Origin of the sequence: Bradyrhizobium semiaridum (assembly GCF_020329505.1) — a bacterium.
GTDB classification, from domain to species: domain Bacteria; phylum Pseudomonadota; class Alphaproteobacteria; order Rhizobiales; family Xanthobacteraceae; genus Bradyrhizobium; species Bradyrhizobium semiaridum.
The window spans coordinates 34,773-51,407 of record NZ_JAGKJJ010000017.1; the positions used below are offsets into that span (position 1 = coordinate 34,773).

Genomic DNA, 16,635 nt, shown 5'->3' on the forward strand with positions numbered 1-16,635 from the left:
TGCGTCTCCGCGGCTCGAGAAATCCGCTTCCCATCGAGGTCATTGAATGTCGAATGCAGCCCAGGCCTACGCTCGCACGTCCACGGTGACGGCGTCCCCACGCGAAATCGAAGCGCAGGCGCTATTGAAGGCTGCCCGGCAGCTACAGGACGTCCAGAGCAACTGGAACGGTGCCGACAAGGCGCTTGATCAGGCGCTGCTATTCAATCGCCGCCTGTGGTCGATCTTCCTGAGCGCGGCGCAGGGCGACGACAATCCGCAGCCGCTCGAGGTCCGGCAGAAGATTGCCAATATCGGCGTGTTCGTGATGAAACAGACCGTCGAGATTCAGATGAATCCCGACCCGGCGAAGCTGAAGTCGCTGATCGACATCAACTGCAATCTCGCCGCCGGCCTCTCCGGCCGCGCCTGACCGATCCCGAGTTTTTCGGCGGAGCCCGGCATGGCCGACCTGATGAGCATCCTGTCGGCCAACTACAAGGCGGTCGGCCTGTCGGTTCCGTCAAAGACGCCCTATGTGGCGGTCGATCCGAACCTCTATGAGGGCAGCTGGAGCGGCAAGTACGCCAACAACAAGTCGTTCACGGTCGAGGTGTCGAACGTGTCGGGCTTCCGCGCTAAGGTGCACTATCAGAGCGAAGGCACCAGCAAGTACCAGGACGTCCTGATCAAGGACGGCGCGTTCCGGATCGGCGACACCAAGTTCTCGCTGATCAAGCAGGGCACGGCAATGATCAGCAATGTCGTCACCGATCCCGCCAGCGGCCAGACCTATCTGGATCAGGCTTACGCTTCCCAGAAGACGTGATGCCGCGCGCTGGTTTCGCTCAAGCGCGGCGGTCGGTTGCGCGCATCCGCGTCGGCGCATCCTTGCTGAGGTCGAGGGTGTGGAAATAGGCGCGGCGGCGCAGCACCGCTTCCTCCGGATATTGCCGCACCACGAGGTTGGTGCGGTTGTCGACCACCTGATAGACCACGGCGCGCGCGTCGCGGTCGATGATGACCTGGTTCTTGACCGAGGCGGCCTGATTGGAGAGCGATGCGTTGACGGCGTTCGGGTCGAGGGTGACGCGCACGATCGGCTCCGGAGCGGTGACGCTCTGGCTCGGCGGCAGCTCGGTCGGAACCGCCTTCTGCGCCGTCTGGCTGGCCGGAGAGACCATCGGCGCCGCAACCAGCGCCCCCGCCGGCTTGATGTTGAAATCTGCACTCATGAAAGCCTCGTAGTGCGCAGGCACTAGTTTGCTTGAGTCAAATCCCAACCCTCCTCGATCCGCAACTGTACGGGGAACCTATCAATAGCCTGTTAGGGAACTCGCTGAATGCCGCGCTGACGCCCGCGCGCCAAATTGACGAAAATTGTAGGCGAAGGCGCGCGCCTTGGGGCTAGAGCGAGCGGCTGACGGCGATCGGCCGCATGTTGCGCGGGCCCGGCGTCGCGCGCTGGCCGGTCGCGGTGTAGGTGTTGGGGATGTTGCGGCGCTGCACCTCGGCGTTGACGCCGCGCACGATTCCCTCGGAGACCGCGTGCGCGGTTGCCAGCACCGTCAAATTGACCTGAAGCATCGCGCGGAACGTGTCGTGATGGCGCCGCAGCGTCGCCAGCAGCTCGGGCTCGGTCTGCGACAGCAGCTTCTGCATCGCCTTCAGATGCTCCACCGCGAGCATGTAGCGGCGCGACAGCTCCGACTTCTGCGCCTCGAGCTGCATGCCGTCGCGGATCTTGCCGGCGCGGACGAACTCGGTCTCACGTTCGATCACGGCGAGCAGTCCGCTCATCACCTCGGTGAGCTCGTGGGCGAGCCGTGCGACGTCTGGATGCGTCGACGCCATCGGCCGTGCGGGGGCGGAGGCTGGCCGCTGCTGTGGACGCTGGTTCATCACGCTTCTCCTCTGAGCGAAGTCAGCTCTTGTTCGCCTGCTGCAGGATCAGCGAGCGGAACACGTCGCTGGAAATGCCGACGCCGCCGGCCTTGGCGAAGTTCTTGGCATACTGGTCGGTCAGCATCGATCGCCACACGCCGGTGCCGACGGTGTCGCCGAACGGGCCGTCGCCCTTCACGCCGGTCGTCATCTGCGAGAACATCGAGTTCAGGAACATCGATTCGAAATCGGTGGCGGTGGCTTTCGCCTTGGCCTGAGCCTGCGGCGACACCTTCTTCAGCGCGTCCTGCAGCACCGGATCGGGGCGGCCGTTGAACATCGGCATCATCGCGTTCTTCAGCATGCTGCCGGTGGTGCTGTTGACCAGGCTTCCCATCACATCACCTCGATGTCGGCTTCGATCGCGCCGGCGGCCTTGATCGCCTGCAGGATACTGATCAGGTCGCGCGGCCCGATGCCGAGGCCGTTGAGGCCGTCGACGAGCTGCTGCAGCGAGACGCCGCTCTTGACGACCGCGAATTTCTTGCCGTCCTCGGTGACCTGCACGCTGCTGCGCGGCGTCACCACGGTGCGGCCGCGCGACAGCGGATTGGGCTGGCTGACCTGCGGGCTCTCGGAGATCGTGACGGTGAGATTGCCCTGGGCGACCGCAACGGTGGCGACGCGGACGTCGCGGCCCATCACGATGATGCCGGAGCGTTCATCGATCACGATCTTGGCGGCGAGATCCGGATCGACCTGCAACTGCTCGATCTCGGTCAGGAAGGCGACGACGTTGCCCTTGAACTCCGGCGGGATCGAGAGCTGCACCGTGGAGGGATCGAGCGGCTCGGCGGTCTTGACGCCGAGATAGTCGTTGACCGCGGCGGCGATGCGCTTGGCGGTGGTGAAGTCCGCGTTGCGCAGCGCGAGGCGCACGTTCGGCAGCCGGTTCAGCGCGAACTCGATCTCGCGTTCGATGATGGCGCCGTTGGCGATGCGGCCGACCGTCGGCACGCCGCGCACCACCTTGGCGGCCTCGCCTTCGGCGTTGAAGCCGGAAATCGCGAGCGTGCCCTGCGCCACCGCATAGACGTTGCCGTCGGCGCCGAGCAGGGGAGTGACGAGCAGAGTGCCGCCGCGCAAATCCTTGGCATCACCGAGCGCGGACACCGTGACGTCCATGCGGGTGCCCTGAGTCCCGAACGGCGGCAAATTGCCGGTCACCATCACGGCGGCGACGTTGCCGGTACGGATGGTGGCGCCGCGGATGTTGACGCCCATGCGCTCGAGCATCGCCTGCAGCGACTGCTTGGTGAAGGGGATGTTGTTGAGCGTGTCGCCGGTGCCGTTGAGGCCGACCACGAGACCGTAGCCGATCAGCTGGTTCTGGCGTACGCCCTCGATATTGGCGAGGTCCTTGATCCGCGACGTCGCGCCAGCCGGCATGGCGGATGCCGCCAGCGTCAGCAGCGCTGCGCAGGCGATCGCGAACAGTCTTGCGGTGCGGATGCCGGGCATCCCGATGCTCCCCTCGAACTTCACTGGCGGATTGCGCGACACTCCCATGACGGCGATCCGCGATTAACCATGCGAGCCCCGTGCCATCACCCTTCTCTGGCGCAATATGTTGATAGCTTTATCGAAATTGTCGGTTCGCCGTTTTGCTGCGGTTTGACAGGGTGCGCGAAACTGCCGTGCGGCGGCAGAAATTGCCGGGTCGTTTACGCATCATTAACCATAAGGCGGCGATGCTCGCGGCAATCAGGCCTTACTGGATCAGCACGATGCGCATCTACGGACCGAACGGCACCATGGTGGGCGCGCCCAGCGGCCCGGCGCGCCGCGCCGCGTCGGGCGGCTTCGCGCTGCCGGACGCGACCTCGGCGCAAGAGGAAGTCCGCTCCGCCACCGCGCCGAAGGCCGCGGCGAGCATCGACGCGTTGCTCGCGCTGCAAGGCGTCGAAGATCCGACCGAACGCCGCAAGCGCTCGGTCGCGCGCGGCAAGGGCGCGCTCGACGTGCTCGACGAGCTCAAGCTCGGGCTGCTCTCCGGCAGCTTCGATGCCGGCACGGTGAACCGGCTGCGCGATGCCGCAGCCAGCCTGAAGGAATCCTCCGGCGATCGCGGCCTCGATGCGGTGCTCGGCGAGATCGAGCTGCGAGTCGAGGTCGAACTCGCCAAGGCCGGGCAATACTGATCCCTTAAGCCGCGAGCTGCTTCTGCTGCGCATCGTAGCGGCGCTGCGCCGCCAGCACCTCCTTCAGGTTCTGCTCGGCCCAGTCGCGCAGCGGATCGACCGCTTCGGCGAGCGTCAGCCCGAGCGGCGTGATCGAATACTCCACCGTCACCGGAACGGTGGCGATGGCGCGGCGGCGCAGCAGCCCGTCGCGTTCCAGGCTCTTCAGGACCTGCGACAGCATCTTCTGCGAGATTCCTTCAATTGCCCGTCGCAACTGGTTGAAGCGCATCGGCTCGCCGCGCAGCAGCAGCAGGATCAGCACCGCCCATTTGTCACCGACCCGGTCGAGGATCTGGCGCGTCGGGCATTTCGCCGAATAGGCATCCGGCTTCAGGCTTGCGGCTTTCATCGCGGTCACTCCGGCGTAATCAGGTGAGGCAAAAGTGCGTTCTTCACACCTACATCCGTTTCGCTATCTAGTCACCATCGGAAACCAAGTATTCGGAGCTATCTGATGAAGATCGCCATCGCCGGCGCATCCGGCCGCGCCGGCTCGCGCATCACGGCGGAACTCGCCCGCCGCGGCCACGCCGTCACCGCCATCGCCCGCAACCCGGAGAAGATCGCTGCCCTGCCCAACGTCACCGCCAAAAAAGCGACGTGTTCGACCAGGCCGGGCTCGCCGCGCTGTGGGCCGGCCATGACGCCGCGATCAGCTCGGTCCACTTCCTGGCCAGCGACCTGGCCAGGCTGATCGGGGCCGCCAAGGCGTCCGGCGTCGGCCGCTACCTCGTCGTCGGCGGCGCAGGCAGCCTCGAGGTCGCTCCCGGCGTCCGGCTGGTGACGACGCCCGACTTCCCGGCCCGGTACAAGGCCGAGGCCGAGAAGGGCGCGGCCTTCCTCGACCTGTTGCGGCAAGAAAAGGAGCTGAACTGGACCTTCCTGTCGCCCTCGGCCCTGTTCGTGGAGGGCGAGCGGACCGGCAAGTTCCGGCTCGGGACCGACCAGCTTCTGGCCGATCCGGCCGGAAAGAGCTGGATCTCGTTCGAGGACTTCGCAGTCGCACTCGCCGACGAAATCGAGCGGCCGGGCCACCTGCGCCAGCGTTTCACGGTCGGCTATTGAGGGGCCGGGCTGTCCCCGGTCGGGCCGGATAAGTTTGCCTGTGCAAGGCCTTGGGGGCGGCCCGCCTTTCCTGGTTGCAGATATTGTCTGTCACAAGACGTGGCTATATAAGGCGCCGCGCGGAGGGGGCCCGTTCCCTCCGCCTGATAGGGACATGGCTGCCTTTGGAAAAGCTGAAGAACTACCGGCCGACTGAAAAAGAGCCTTTCATGAATGAGCGGCAGCGCGAATATTTCCGCGCCAAGCTGCTGGCCTGGAAGGACGAGATCCTCCGCGAATCGAAGATCACGCTGCAGACGCTGCAGGAAGAGAACGTCAATCATCCTGACCTCGCCGACCGCGCGTCCTCGGAAACGGACCGTGCGATCGAGCTTCGTGCCCGTGACCGCCAGCGCAAGCTGATCTCCAAGATCGACGCGGCGCTGCAGCGGATCGAAGACAACACCTACGGCTATTGCGAAGAGACCGGCGAGCCGATTTCGCTGAAGCGGCTCGAAGCCCGTCCGATCGCAACGCTGTCGGTGGAGGCGCAGGAGCGTCACGAGAAGCGCGAGAAGGTGTATCGCGACGAATAGTGGCGGCGCAACGCCACGCATTGCCTCCGGCGCGCGCCGCTAGTAGGTTCGCGCCGCCATGATGACACGTACTCTCAGCATCGCCGCGGTCTTCTTCCTGGGCTGCTGATTCCGCTTCCTATTGGGAGCGCTGATTGGCCCCGCGGCTTCGCGCCCCGGGAAATTCCAGTGGAAACCGAAATGAGCCGGCCCAGGTTCCGCGCAGCGCGGGCCGACGGCTGGCGACAGCGTGAGAGATCATCATGACTGATCCAGACGACGCGCGTGCGCTTGATGCCGCGCAAATTCAGCAATTCATCGAACAGGGCTTTGTCAGGATCGACAACGCCTTTCCCCGTGAGCTTGCCGAGCAGGGCCGCGCCATCATGTGGAGCGACCTGCCGTGTCGCGAGCACGATCCCTCGACCTGGAGACAGCCCGTGATCCGGTTGCCCGGCTATGGCGGGGAGCCGTTCCGGCAGGCGATCAACACGCCGGTGCTGCTTCGGGCCTTCGACCAGATCGCGGGCCCCGGACGTTGGCGGCCACGGGAGAACATCGGAACCTTTCCGGTCAGGTTCCCGCATCCGGACGATCCCGGCGATGCCGGCTGGCATGTCGATGTCAGCTTCCCCGGCGACGATTGCGATCCGAACGAGCGGAGCGACTTCTCCGCCTGGCGGGTCAACATCGTCTCGCGCGGCCGGGCGCTGCTGATGCTGTTCCTGTTCTCCGACGTCGGTGAGGACGATGCGCCGACCCGGATCAGGATGGGCTCGCATCTGCCGATGGCCCGCTATCTGGCGCCGGCCGGCGAGGCGGGACGTTCGCGCATGGTGCTCGACGATGTCGGTGCCGATTGCGACGTCGCGGTGGCGACCGGCGCGGCGGGCACGGTCTATCTGTGCCATCCGTTCCTCGTGCACGCCGCGCAGCAGCACCGGGGCAAGACGCCGCGCTTCATGGCGCAGCCGGCTCTCGCTGCCGGCGAGCCGTACCGGCTCGTGCGGGGGGACGCAGCGTACTCGCCGGTGGAGATCGCGATCCGGCGGGCGCTCGGGATGGCGTGAAGGTGCCGTTGGCTGTTCTTCACCTCGCACCGCTTGCGGGGAGAGGTCGGATTCGAGCGTAGCTCGAATCCGGGTGAGGGGGACTCTCCCGAATCAAACTCTCACCGTCCTCGCGGAGATCCCCTCATCCCGACCTTCTCGCCGCACGCGGGGAGAAGGAGAGCGGCAGTCTACGCTGCCGCATCTCGACATCCCTCAGCTGATTCCGTTACCGAGCGCGGTCTCGCCGGTCACCGCGCTGTGGCGCACGCCGTGCTCTTTCGACCACAGCAGCAATTCCCGAAACGCCGGCGTCAGGCCCAGGCCGCATCAGTCAGCTCGTAGGCGACCTGCAGCGGCTTCTCGGCGAGCACTCGGCGCGATATCAGACCGTCGCGCTCGAGCTCGCGCAGTTGCGCGGTCAGCATGTGCTGGGTGATCGGCGCCAGCGCGCGGCGCAGCGCGCCGAAGCGGACGCCGCCATGCATCAGCGTAAACAGAATCTCGAGCTTCCATTTGCCGCCCAGCGCGTGGATGGCGTGCTTGAATTCGACGAGCGTCGCGGGATCGGCGCCACAACTCGCGCAGTCGCCGCCGTCACGCATATCGGTAGTATTGTTTTCCATACCGGTCTCGAAATTCATTCTACTTGCCCCGGCTCAGATAGTGACCAGATGCGGCCAGTGCAGGGTGGGCGGCGCGATTTCCGTGCCGCTCCTGAACCATGGAGAAGGGCGACGACATGAGCACGGTTTTGGTCACGGGCGGCTCCGGATTTATCGGTGTACACACCATCCTGCAGCTGCTTGCCGCCGGACACGCGGTGCGGACCACGGTGCGCAATCCCGTCCGCAATGCCGACGTGATCGCGATGCTGCGCGAGGGCGGCGCGGTTGCGCCCGAAAGCGTCGGCTTCGTCACCGCCGATCTGACGCGCGATGACGGCTGGCGCGAGGCGGCGGCCGGCTGCGACTACGTGCTGCATGTCGCTTCGCCGCTCGGCGCCCACATGCCCGCGGACGACAACGAGCTGATCATTCCGGCGCGCGAAGGCACCTTGCGCGTGCTGCGCGCGGCGCGCGAGGCGGGCGTCAGGCGCGTCGTGCTGACCTCGTCGTTCGCCGCGATCGGCTACGGCCATCCGCCGCGCACGACGCCGTTCGACGAGACGGTATGGAGCAATCTCGATAGCGGCGACGTGCAGGCCTATCCGAAGTCGAAGACGCTGGCCGAGCGGGCCGCCTGGGACTTTGTCGCGCGCGAGGGAGGCGGCCTCGAGCTCGCGGCGGTCAATCCTACCGCCGTGTTCGGGCCGGCGCTGGGTCCGGACTTCTCGGAATCGCTCGGCATCGTCAAGGCGCTGCTCGACGGTGCGATGCCGGCGGTGCCGCGCATCCATTTCGGTCTCGTCGACGTGCGCGACGTCGCCGACCTGCACCTGCGCGCGATGACCTCGCCCAAGGCCGCCGGCGAGCGGTTCCTCGCAGTGTCCGGGGAGCCCATGTCGATCCTCGAGATCGCCCGCGTGCTGCGGGCAACGCTCGGCGGCAAGGCGCGGCGTGTGCCGCGGTTCCAGGCGCCGGACTGGCTGATGCGGATCGCCGCCCGGCGCAACCCGATGGCCCGCGCGGCGCTGCCGTTGCTCGGCAAGGTCAGGCGCTCGACCAGCGCCAAGGCGCAGAAGCTGCTCGGCTGGCGTCCCCGCGGCAATGAGGAGATGATTGTGGCGACTGCGGAGAGCCTGATCCGGCTCGGCCTCGTCAAGGCGTGACGGCGCGGCGCGACCGGCGCGCTTGCCAGATGCCTCCGCGGGTGCTGAATTGCCGCCAGCAAACACAAGCAACAGGGAGGCTGCGGCCATGGACAGGGTCCTCGCGGCGGCAAAGGCGATCGCCGCCGCACGCCGCAGCAACGCGCCGCTGAAGGCGCTCACGAAGGACATCGTGCCGCGCGACGAAGCCGAAGGCTATCAGGTGCAGCGCGCGCTGCACGATCTGCTGCAAGGCCAGATCGGCAACCTCGTCGGCTACAAGATCGGCTGCACCAGCGCTGTCATGCAGGAGTACATCAACATTCCGCATCCGTGCGGCGGCGGCGTGTTCGAGAAGATGGTGCATGAGAGCGGCGTGAAGCTGCCGTTCGCCGATTTCGTCCATGTCGGCGTCGAGTGCGAGATCGCGGTGCGGCTGGCGCGCAATCTCGCCGCCAGCGAGGCGCCGTTCACCGCCGAATGGGTCGGCGAGGCGATCGAGGCCTATTATCCCGCGATCGAGATCGTCGACGACCGCTACGTCAAATGGGAGACGCTGGGCGCACCGACGCTGATCGCCGACGACTTCTTCGCCGCCGGCTGCGTGCTCGGCGAGGCGGTGCCGCGCATCACCGCGCCGGATCTGCGCGAGGTGACCGGACGCGCGCTGATCAACGGCAAGGAAGAGGGCCGCGGCACCGGCGCCGACGTGCTCGGCCATCCGCACAACGCGCTCGCCTGGCTCGCCAATCATCTCGCCGCCGAAGGCCGCGGCCTGCACGCCGGCCAGATCGTGCTGACCGGCAGCCTGGTCAAGACGGTGTGGCTGAAGGCCGGCGATGCGGTCGTGATGGAGCTCGAGGGCCTCGGCAAGGTGGAGGCGACGTTCACGTAGCGCTGCGGCCAGATGGATTCCGGGCTCGCCGCTCTGCGCCGCCCCGGGAATGACGGACGGATCGTGACTGCATAGCCGGAAAGCTATGTAAAGCGGCTGGCTATGGAGATCGCAGACGTCTGATGCTCATGATCCCCGCACCTCGATCTTGACCAGTTGACAAACCCATAGCTCTATGGCTATGAATTATCCATAGCCAACGGGTTATGGATTTCCGGATGCCTGCCGCCGCCCACGACATCCTGTTTCGAACGCTCGCCGACCCGACCCGCCGGGCGATCTTCGAGCGGCTGTGCCGCGACGGCGAGCAGACCGTCGGGGGGCTGACGGCACAGGCCGGGATTTCGCAGCCGGCGGTGTCGAAACATCTCGGCGTGCTGAAGCAGGCCGGGCTGGTGCGCGACCGCCACGAAGGCCGCCAGACGCATTACAGCGCCCAGCTCGGCGCGCTGTCGCCGCTGATCGACTGGACCAGCCGGATGGCCGGCTTCTGGCAGAACCGGTTCGACCACCTCGAAGATCTCCTCAAAAGGATGGACCAATGACCAAGACCGCGACTGAAACGCGCTCGGCGATCGTCGAGCGCGAGTTTCCCCATCCGCCGGAAAAGCTCTGGCGCGCACTGACACAACCGCACCTGATGGAGGAGTGGCTGATGAAGAACGACTTCAAGCCCGAGGTCGGGCACAGCTTCAATCTGCGCGGCGAGTGGGGCGGCGTGCTGGACTGCAAGGTGCTCGCCGTCGAGCCGCACCGGACGCTGTCCTACACCTGGAATTTCGCGCATGAGGATGCCGCCTACAATCTCGAGAGCGTGGTGACGTTCACGCTGACGCCGACCGCCACCGGTACCCATCTGCGCGTCGAGCAGAGCGGTTTTCAGCCGCACCAGAAGCAGGCCTATGGCGGTGCCCAGGCCGGATGGAAGCAGTTTTTCGAGAAGCTCGAGCAGGTCGTGGCGCGGGAAGCGTAGGATTGTCCGAACTCCATCCCGTCATTGCGAGGAGCGCAAGCGACGAAGCAATCCATGCCTCCGCGTGCGTGGATCGATGGATTGCTTCGCTTCGCTCGCAATGACGGTGTCTCACAGATTCACTGCACCAACAGGAGATCCCCATGAACTGGAACAAGTCTATTCGTCAGCTCCACCGCTGGCTCTCGATCGCCTTCACGCTGGCCGTGATCGCCAATATCGTCGCCATGATCCTGCAGCAGCCGGCGGTCTGGATCGGATTGCTCGCGCTGGTTCCGCTGATTCCCCTGCTGCTCACCGGCCTCTATATGTTCGCGCTGCCCTATCTGGCGCCACGGCGGATCGAGGGCTCGACCGCACCAGCACAAATGTGATTGCATCGGCCGCAGAAGCTAACGCGAGGCAGCAATGACGGCATCGGAACGGATCAACCGGATGATCGAGGAGATCGCGGACTGGCGCGGCAAGATGCTCGCCAGCCTGCGCAAGTGCATTCTCGCCGCCGACCCCGACATATCCGAGGAATGGAAGTGGATGGGCAGTCCGGTGTGGGAGCGCGACGGCATCATCGCGGTCGGCAATGCCCACAAGGGCAAGGTCAAGCTCACCTTCATGTACGGCGCGAACTTGCCGGACCCCGACAGGCTGTTCAACGCCGGCTTCGAGGGCAATGAGCGGCGCGCGATCGACCTGTTCGAGGGCGACAAGGTCAACGAGCGCGCGCTGAAAGCCATGATCCGCGCCGCGATCGCATTCAACCAGGCCAAAAAGAAGTCGGCGAAGAAGCCGGCCGCGAAAGGACGCACGACGGCGAAGACAGCGTGACTTGCACTCACGCCTCGGCGTCTGATCCGGCCGATCTGAATTGATCGTAACCAGCTCGCCGAACTGTCCGCAGTGCGCCGGCTAGGCCGAGATGTCGACTGCCTGGCCGGCCTTGCCGGCGTTCTTCTCGAACTGCTGCTCGATCAGATCCTTGATCTTCTGCTCGACCGCCTTCCGCTGCTCGGGCGACATGTTCTTCAAATCGTCTTCCGACAGGCCCATGCTCTTGAGGATGTTGGCGCGCATCCGGTCCATCGGGCTCATCTGCGCGTATTTGAGGAATTCCTGCTCGACGCTGCTGCCGCCAAGGCCGCCGGACGCGGATTGCGCCGAGGCTGTCGCATCAGCGTCCTGCGGCTTCTTCAGCGATCCGCTCCTCATGCTGGTCACCAGCGAGCCATAGGCCGAGATCGACGACGTCTGCATGCGCGTCCCCCAATGCAATGCGGCGCTTGCCGAGCAAATGCCGTGCCATGGCCCGCCGCCATGATTTCAACGGGATAGCGCCACGGCACGCACGCGCGCGCTGCGCGGCGGGCAGCTTCTGCCGGGCGAGGATTGCCGGGGGTGCGGCCGTCACGCCTTGGTATGCACGATCACCGGACCCGCAATCGCGGAGGCCTGGCCGACCAGCAGCGGGCCGAGATTGTCGTCGATCCAGGCCAGCGCGCGGCGGTTGGCCTCCTCGGCGCCGGCATGATTGTTGAAGACGCGGATCGCGGTGACGGTGTCGTCGCCGGCATAGACCACGTAATAGGCCATGAAGCCTTCGACGTCGCTGATGATCGGGATCGCGCCTTCCTTGATCCGGCGCGCGAGTTCTTCGGCGGTGCCGGTCTTTGCCTTGGCCTGACGGATGGCGGCATACATGGCTTGCTCCTTCCGGCTGGATCGATTGGCTTGCGCTGTGCGCGGGCTCGATCGTACGCCGGCTCGGGCGCGGATGCCACGAGGAATGGGATCAGGCGAAGCGCTTGGCCACCAGCGGCTTCACCGCGCGGCGCTGCGGCAATTTCGGCAGCCGCGCCAGATCGGCGCGCGCAGGGGTGCCCTTGGGACCCGGCGCGGGCTCGCTCTCCTGCTCCTGCAGGAACAGCGTCGCCTCGAAGCGCACGCCCGGGGCCTGCTTGGCCGTCCCCGAGCACACCGCGCGGGTGCCGTTGAAATGGCCGACGAGCTCTGCCTCGACCTCATCGCAGCCGAACACGGTGGTTGGCCCTTCGCCATACCTGCGCGTGGTCAGGACCGCCGTAAAGCGGTCGTCATCGAGCTGGTAGGAGCCGCCATAGGTGAACACGGCATCGCCGCCGGTGATGGTGCCGTTGGCGAGCTGGACTATTCCGGTGCCTTCGCCCCGTGGCGTCCGGAACCATGCCGCATATTGGCCGTCTCGTTGCATCGCTGTCATATGAAGCGAGAACCCTGCGTTGTCATCTTCCTATGTTGCAAGCGACGGGACTTCCACAGCGCGCTGCCGCGACGGTTAACGAAGCGAGAAGGCGATGGTGCAACTTGTGCGGAGAGGTAGCGGGCTCTCCGCTTTCATGGATCAGAGTGCCCTTTCTTCAGCGCCCGAATGTCATCTTGGTGCGCGGCAGAGTTGCAGGGAACGCCCAAATATTTCTGTGTTGAACTGGCGCATTAAAGAGCGCGGACCATGGAGGATGACTACGCAATTTTTCGCGATGCGGAGCTTTGATTGGCTGCGGTGGTCAGCTGCGGTCCAGCATTTCCGATTGCGGCCATGATGATAATTTCGGTGATCGAGCCGCGACTTCCGGAGTGATGCTACGCAACAGTCTTGTACGTGGGATCGATCGGGATTTGAGCTTCGTACTGTTTGGCTTTTTCAAGCAGCGCGTCACGAATCGGGCCTTCCGGTAGAAGTGCCGCCTGGTGACGTGCCTCTCTCGCACACTCCGCAGCCTTACTCGTCAATTCTTCAGCCTCATCGTCCATCGTGATTGCTCCACTCGATTCCCAACTCTTTGCGCACGGCGACGGCTGAATTGCCGACCTTTTCAACGACCCTTCGAAGTTCTTTCTCCGATATGCCGAGAGCGCGCGTCCAGTGTTTCAGGTCAGAGAGTTGATGCATGTTGATATGCAATCGGTCGGGTTGCTCCTTTCGGGTCAGCATGAAGACTTCCTCCCATCAAGAAAAAACGGCAGCGGACCCGCGATGTTCCAAGTTGCAGCGTGCGCGGGTCGCCAAGCGCGGCGGCATGCAATGCTGCCGGTAACGGCGGCCAGGTTTGAATTCTGCGCCCCAAAAAGAAGCGGCCCCAGCACCCTTGGAGGGCAATGCTGAGGCCAAGAATTCCCGCGCCGCAAAATAGCGGCTGGAAGGGCTGAAAAGAAACGGAATGAAAATACCTGCCCTTTAGTCGAATTATCCGACCGAACACGGGTTCCAAAAATATCGCGTGTGAATCTCTCCAAATAAATTCGCCTCATTCCCGGCTAGGAGAGTGCTGGAACGCTCGACGAGCAGGACGGAGCCCGGTCGATCGGGAATAAGTGGCATTGGAACCAAACGGGAGCTGAAACCATTTTTGGGGTGGGTGACGAATTTGTTGGTACGGCACCCACGACGACAGAAGCGACGACTTCGGCCCCACGCGTCCCCCAGCGTTGGGGCCGTTCTTCTTGATCCTTCCAGCCGTCGCAGAAGAGCGCCCGGATGACTTTGGCGCTGACGCGATCGACTCTCACCCGCGCAGCTTCCGCTAGTTTCGCAGCTCGACCGTCGTTTGGTTGACCCGTCTGGCGCCATCCCTGCGGCTGCAGTGAAGCAGCACTGCCGACCTAAGCGAGTGTCACTGACACGGACGATGCCGCCTGGAATGTCGCTCTAGAATCTAACTTCAAAAATGCCACGGCCCCCGCCAGGGGAGCTGGCGAGGGCCGTGTCGGTACATCGCGCCGCGCCTAGGTTCGCGACGAGATGTGGGAGCTCGTTAAAGTATCAGCTCAGCATGATCGAACCGGTTCGCACTTGTTCGGGATCATGCCGTCAGAACGGCAGCAGGACGTCCAGCACCTGCTGGCCGTAGCGCGGCTGTTGCACGTCGGTGATCTGGCCGCGGCCGCCATAGGCGATGCGGGCCTGGGCGATCTTCGACGAGTCGATGGTGTTGTCGCTCTGGATATCCTCCGGGCGGACGATACCGGCGACGATCAGTTCGCGGATCTCGAAGTTGACGCGGATCTCCTGCTTGCCCTCGACCACGAGGTTGCCGTTCGGCAGCACCTGGGTGACGACGGCGGCGACGTTGGTCTGCAACGCTTCCTGGCGGTTCACCGAGCCCTTGCCGTCGCTCGTGGCCGAGGAGTCCGCGGTGAGAATACGGCCGGGCAGGATCTTGTTGGGCTGCGTGATGGTCTGCGAGCCCAGGAAGTTGGTGATGCCGGAATCTTCCGAATTGGTGCGGCTGCGCTGGGTCTCGTTGGCGATCGCGGCCTTGTCGGTGAAGTTCACCGTGATGGTCAGGATATCGCCGACGCGGGCGGCGCGCTGGTCCTTGAAGAAGGCGCGCGAGCCGCTGCGCCACAGCGAGTTCGGGCTGTAGGAGGCGACCTCGGGCTTCGGCATCGGCATCTGCACCGGCTTGTAGCCGGGCTGCGTGGTCGGATTGTCGATCGCCGACAGCTTTGGCTGCTCGCCGATCTGCGACAGGCGGTCGATCGAGGAGCAGCCGCTGGCGACGGTGGCGAGCACGAGCAGCGCACCGGACAGGACGAGGCGGTTGATACGGTACTGGGACATGAACTTTACTCGGCGTTGGGTGCGACTGAACTCAGCTTGACGGGTGCGGAATTTTGTTCGGTGGCATCGGCGGCGGGCACGCCCTGCGGGGCCGCAACCGAGATCGAGACCTCGCCGCGGCCGGTGACGACGCCGGAGATCACGCGCTTGCTTTGCAGGTTCATCACGCTGACGACGTCGCCTTCGGCGCCGCCATCCATCGCCTTGCCGCGGATCGTCAGGTAAAGGCCGGCGGCGCGGTAGACCAGCGTGACGTTCTGGTCGCGAGTGACGAGATCGGGTTTTGCCAGATCGGCGACGCGCAGCGCCTGGCCAGCGCGGAGCTGGCGGCGGACCTGCATGCCGATCGTGCTGTCGCGCACCGCCGCGTCGTTGCCGACCTCGGCCTTCGGCCGCCGCTCGACCAGCACGTCGGAAGCCTTCAGCACGTCGCCGCGCTCGACGTTGCGCGCCAGCACGGCGGCCTCGATGGTCTCGATCGCAGTGCCGGTGAAGCGCAGCTTGATGGGCGCGGTACCCGCCTCGTTGGCGATCTCGAATGAGACGTCGAAGCGGGTCGAGCGCGGCTCGTAGCGCACGGTGACCGGCTGCATCACGCCGGAATTGGTGGCTTCGAGGCGGATGTCGCCGGGATCGCGGTCGAAGGTCACGTTGATATTGCCGGCCCGACCGAGGCCGTGGCGGTTTTCCAGCGCGCGCGCGACCTGCTGCTCGATCTCCTTGCTCTCGACGGTGCGCGCCAGCCGCGTCACCGTGATCACCTTGAGATCGCGGGTGTCGACGCCGATCACCTGGTGGGTGCGGAGTGCGTTCAGCACTTGCGCGACCGGCAGTGTGCCCGTGGTGCCGAGATATCCTCAGCGGAACAGGTTGGCGGTGGACTGCATCATCTGGTCGGCCGCGGAGACCACCTTGGAGTTCATCTCGTAGGCGCGCTGCGCGGCGATCAGGTCGGAGATTTCCGAGACCACCTCGACGTTGGCCTGTTCGAGACTGCTCTGCTGCATGTCGCCATAGCCGTCGGTGTTGGCGATGCCGTCCTGCGGCTGGCCGGAGGCCGGCGTCTCCTGGAACAGATTGTCGCCGATCGGCATCAGGCCGGCCTTGTTGATGAACCGCGTCAAGCCGATCTGGCCGATATTGGTCGATGCGGTCTGGCCGGGCAGCGTCACCGAGACCTGGCCCTGCGCGTTGATGGTGAGGCCCGAGGCGTTCTGCGGGATCGTGATCGTCGGCTGCAGCAAATTGCCCTGCGCGTTGACGATGCGGCCCTGGTTGTCCATCTGGAACGAGCCGTCGCGAGTGTAGGTGAAGGTGCCGTCCGGCATCAGGATCTTGAAGAAGCCTTCGCCGCGGATCGCGATGTCGAGATCGTTGCCGGTCGGCGACAGCGTGCCCTGCGTCATCATGCGCGGCGTGCCGACGGTCTTGACGCCGCCGCCGAGGTCGATGCCCATCGGCAGGATGGTGTTCTGGTCGGAGGCCTGCGCGCCGACCCGCCGCACATGGTCGTAGATCAGGTCCTGGAACGCGGCGCGCTGCTTCTTGTAACCGGTGGTTCTCAGGTTCGCGATGTTGTTGGAGATCACCTGAACGCTGAGTTCCTGTGCCGCCATTCCGGTCGCAGCGGTGTAGAGTGCGCGCATTGC

General features: G+C 65.1%; 24 protein-coding genes and 2 pseudogenes. 12 read left to right on the forward strand and 14 right to left on the reverse strand.

Annotated features, from left to right (window positions below):
- Positions 1–46: 46 nt before the first annotated feature.
- Entirely contained in the window at positions 47–412 is a 366-nt protein-coding gene (gene flaF / locus J6500_RS19580) for a flagellar biosynthesis regulator FlaF (RefSeq protein ID WP_225714329.1), read from the forward strand.
- A gap of 30 nt (positions 413–442) precedes the next feature.
- Complete coding sequence (locus J6500_RS19585; protein WP_225714330.1) at positions 443–808, forward strand: hypothetical protein; 366 nt, start codon at positions 443–445, stop codon at positions 806–808.
- Positions 809–827: 19 nt separating this feature from the next.
- Here the strand turns inward: J6500_RS19585 and J6500_RS19590 are convergent, their stop codons facing one another.
- From J6500_RS19590 to J6500_RS19605, 4 genes are all read right to left on the reverse strand, one after another.
- Positions 828–1,214, reverse strand: coding sequence for a hypothetical protein (locus J6500_RS19590; RefSeq protein ID WP_225714331.1), 387 nt, complete (start codon positions 1,212–1,214; stop codon positions 828–830).
- A gap of 172 nt (positions 1,215–1,386) precedes the next feature.
- On the reverse strand, positions 1,387–1,881 hold the full coding sequence (locus J6500_RS19595) for a hypothetical protein (RefSeq protein ID WP_225714332.1): 495 nt from the start codon (positions 1,879–1,881) through the stop codon (positions 1,387–1,389).
- Between the two features lie 22 nt (positions 1,882–1,903).
- Positions 1,904–2,260, reverse strand: coding sequence for a flagellar assembly peptidoglycan hydrolase FlgJ (gene flgJ / locus J6500_RS19600; protein WP_376707831.1), 357 nt, complete (start codon positions 2,258–2,260; stop codon positions 1,904–1,906).
- Positions 2,260–3,384 (reverse strand): flagellar basal body P-ring protein FlgI, encoded by a 1,125-nt coding sequence (locus J6500_RS19605; protein ID WP_225714464.1) that lies wholly within the window; start codon positions 3,382–3,384, stop codon positions 2,260–2,262. Before J6500_RS19605 ends, flgJ begins: the two co-directional genes overlap by 1 nt.
- 266 nt (positions 3,385–3,650) lie before the next feature.
- Here J6500_RS19605 and J6500_RS19610 point away from each other — a divergent pair, with 266 nt between their 5' ends.
- The gene (locus J6500_RS19610; protein WP_225714333.1) at positions 3,651–4,064 is read left to right on the forward strand and encodes a flagellar assembly protein FliX; all 414 of its coding nucleotides are present in this window, start codon (positions 3,651–3,653) and stop codon (positions 4,062–4,064) included.
- Positions 4,065–4,068: 4 nt separating this feature from the next.
- Here J6500_RS19610 and J6500_RS19615 read toward each other — a convergent pair whose 3' ends face one another.
- Positions 4,069–4,455: a winged helix-turn-helix transcriptional regulator gene (locus J6500_RS19615; RefSeq protein WP_225714334.1), complete on the reverse strand. Its 387-nt coding sequence runs from the start codon at positions 4,453–4,455 to the stop codon at positions 4,069–4,071.
- Positions 4,456–4,560: 105 nt separating this feature from the next.
- Here J6500_RS19615 and J6500_RS19620 point away from each other — a divergent pair.
- From J6500_RS19620 to J6500_RS19630, 3 genes and pseudogenes are all read left to right on the forward strand, one after another.
- Positions 4,561–5,171: pseudogene (locus tag J6500_RS19620) on the forward strand (NAD(P)-dependent oxidoreductase).
- Positions 5,172–5,380: 209 nt separating this feature from the next.
- Positions 5,381–5,746, forward strand: coding sequence for an RNA polymerase-binding protein DksA (gene dksA, locus J6500_RS19625; protein ID WP_197082755.1), 366 nt, complete (start codon positions 5,381–5,383; stop codon positions 5,744–5,746).
- A 242-nt stretch (positions 5,747–5,988) separates the two neighbouring features.
- Positions 5,989–6,795 carry a phytanoyl-CoA dioxygenase family protein gene (locus J6500_RS19630; protein WP_225714335.1) on the forward strand — a complete coding sequence of 269 codons (807 nt, stop codon included), beginning with the start codon at positions 5,989–5,991 and terminating at the stop codon, positions 6,793–6,795.
- A 195-nt stretch (positions 6,796–6,990) separates the two neighbouring features.
- On the opposite strand, the pseudogene J6500_RS19635 reads toward J6500_RS19630, so the two are convergent.
- Positions 6,991–7,418: pseudogene (locus J6500_RS19635) on the reverse strand (winged helix-turn-helix transcriptional regulator).
- 98 nt (positions 7,419–7,516) lie between these two features.
- Here J6500_RS19635 and J6500_RS19640 point away from each other — a divergent pair.
- The 6 genes from J6500_RS19640 to J6500_RS19665 all read left to right on the forward strand — a co-directional run bounded on the left by J6500_RS19640 (position 7,517) and on the right by J6500_RS19665 (position 11,217).
- Positions 7,517–8,545, forward strand: a complete 1,029-nt coding sequence (locus tag J6500_RS19640; protein WP_225714336.1) for an SDR family oxidoreductase — start codon at positions 7,517–7,519, stop codon at positions 8,543–8,545.
- A gap of 88 nt (positions 8,546–8,633) precedes the next feature.
- Entirely contained in the window at positions 8,634–9,419 is a 786-nt protein-coding gene (locus J6500_RS19645) for a 2-keto-4-pentenoate hydratase (RefSeq protein ID WP_225714337.1), read from the forward strand.
- A 218-nt stretch (positions 9,420–9,637) separates the two neighbouring features.
- Entirely contained in the window at positions 9,638–9,964 is a 327-nt protein-coding gene (locus tag J6500_RS19650; RefSeq protein WP_225714338.1) for an ArsR/SmtB family transcription factor, read from the forward strand.
- On the forward strand, positions 9,961–10,392 hold the full coding sequence (locus J6500_RS19655) for an SRPBCC family protein (RefSeq protein WP_225714339.1): 432 nt from the start codon (positions 9,961–9,963) through the stop codon (positions 10,390–10,392). The genes J6500_RS19650 and J6500_RS19655 overlap by 4 nt, the downstream gene beginning before the upstream one ends.
- A 143-nt stretch (positions 10,393–10,535) precedes the next feature.
- Complete coding sequence (locus J6500_RS19660) at positions 10,536–10,766, forward strand: hypothetical protein (RefSeq protein ID WP_225714340.1); 231 nt, start codon at positions 10,536–10,538, stop codon at positions 10,764–10,766.
- Positions 10,767–10,800: 34 nt separating this feature from the next.
- Complete coding sequence (locus J6500_RS19665; protein ID WP_225714341.1) at positions 10,801–11,217, forward strand: DUF1801 domain-containing protein; 417 nt, start codon at positions 10,801–10,803, stop codon at positions 11,215–11,217.
- A gap of 81 nt (positions 11,218–11,298) precedes the next feature.
- On the opposite strand, the gene J6500_RS19670 is transcribed toward J6500_RS19665, so the two are convergent.
- The 8 genes from J6500_RS19670 to flgG all read right to left on the reverse strand — a co-directional run bounded on the left by J6500_RS19670 (position 11,299) and on the right by flgG (position 16,632).
- A complete protein-coding gene (locus J6500_RS19670) occupies positions 11,299–11,643 on the reverse strand; it encodes a hypothetical protein (protein WP_225714342.1) in 345 nt (114 codons plus the stop codon).
- A 150-nt stretch (positions 11,644–11,793) separates the two neighbouring features.
- A complete protein-coding gene (locus J6500_RS19675; RefSeq protein ID WP_225714343.1) occupies positions 11,794–12,087 on the reverse strand; it encodes an antibiotic biosynthesis monooxygenase in 294 nt (97 codons plus the stop codon).
- A gap of 91 nt (positions 12,088–12,178) precedes the next feature.
- Positions 12,179–12,616 (reverse strand): hypothetical protein, encoded by a 438-nt coding sequence (locus J6500_RS19680; RefSeq protein ID WP_225714344.1) that lies wholly within the window; start codon positions 12,614–12,616, stop codon positions 12,179–12,181.
- Between the two features lie 389 nt (positions 12,617–13,005).
- Positions 13,006–13,176: a hypothetical protein gene (locus tag J6500_RS19685; RefSeq protein ID WP_225714345.1), complete on the reverse strand. Its 171-nt coding sequence runs from the start codon at positions 13,174–13,176 to the stop codon at positions 13,006–13,008.
- The gene (locus J6500_RS19690) at positions 13,166–13,357 is read right to left on the reverse strand and encodes a DUF3606 domain-containing protein (protein WP_225714346.1); all 192 of its coding nucleotides are present in this window, start codon (positions 13,355–13,357) and stop codon (positions 13,166–13,168) included. The genes J6500_RS19685 and J6500_RS19690 overlap by 11 nt, the downstream gene beginning before the upstream one ends.
- A gap of 876 nt (positions 13,358–14,233) precedes the next feature.
- The gene (gene flgH / locus J6500_RS19695; protein ID WP_225714347.1) at positions 14,234–14,986 is read right to left on the reverse strand and encodes a flagellar basal body L-ring protein FlgH; all 753 of its coding nucleotides are present in this window, start codon (positions 14,984–14,986) and stop codon (positions 14,234–14,236) included.
- Positions 14,987–14,991: 5 nt separating this feature from the next.
- Positions 14,992–15,804, reverse strand: coding sequence for a flagellar basal body P-ring formation chaperone FlgA (gene flgA / locus J6500_RS19700; protein ID WP_312018228.1), 813 nt, complete (start codon positions 15,802–15,804; stop codon positions 14,992–14,994).
- 39 nt (positions 15,805–15,843) lie between these two features.
- Positions 15,844–16,632: a flagellar basal-body rod protein FlgG gene (gene flgG / locus J6500_RS19705; RefSeq protein WP_225714348.1), complete on the reverse strand. Its 789-nt coding sequence runs from the start codon at positions 16,630–16,632 to the stop codon at positions 15,844–15,846.
- Positions 16,633–16,635 lie beyond the last annotated feature (3 nt).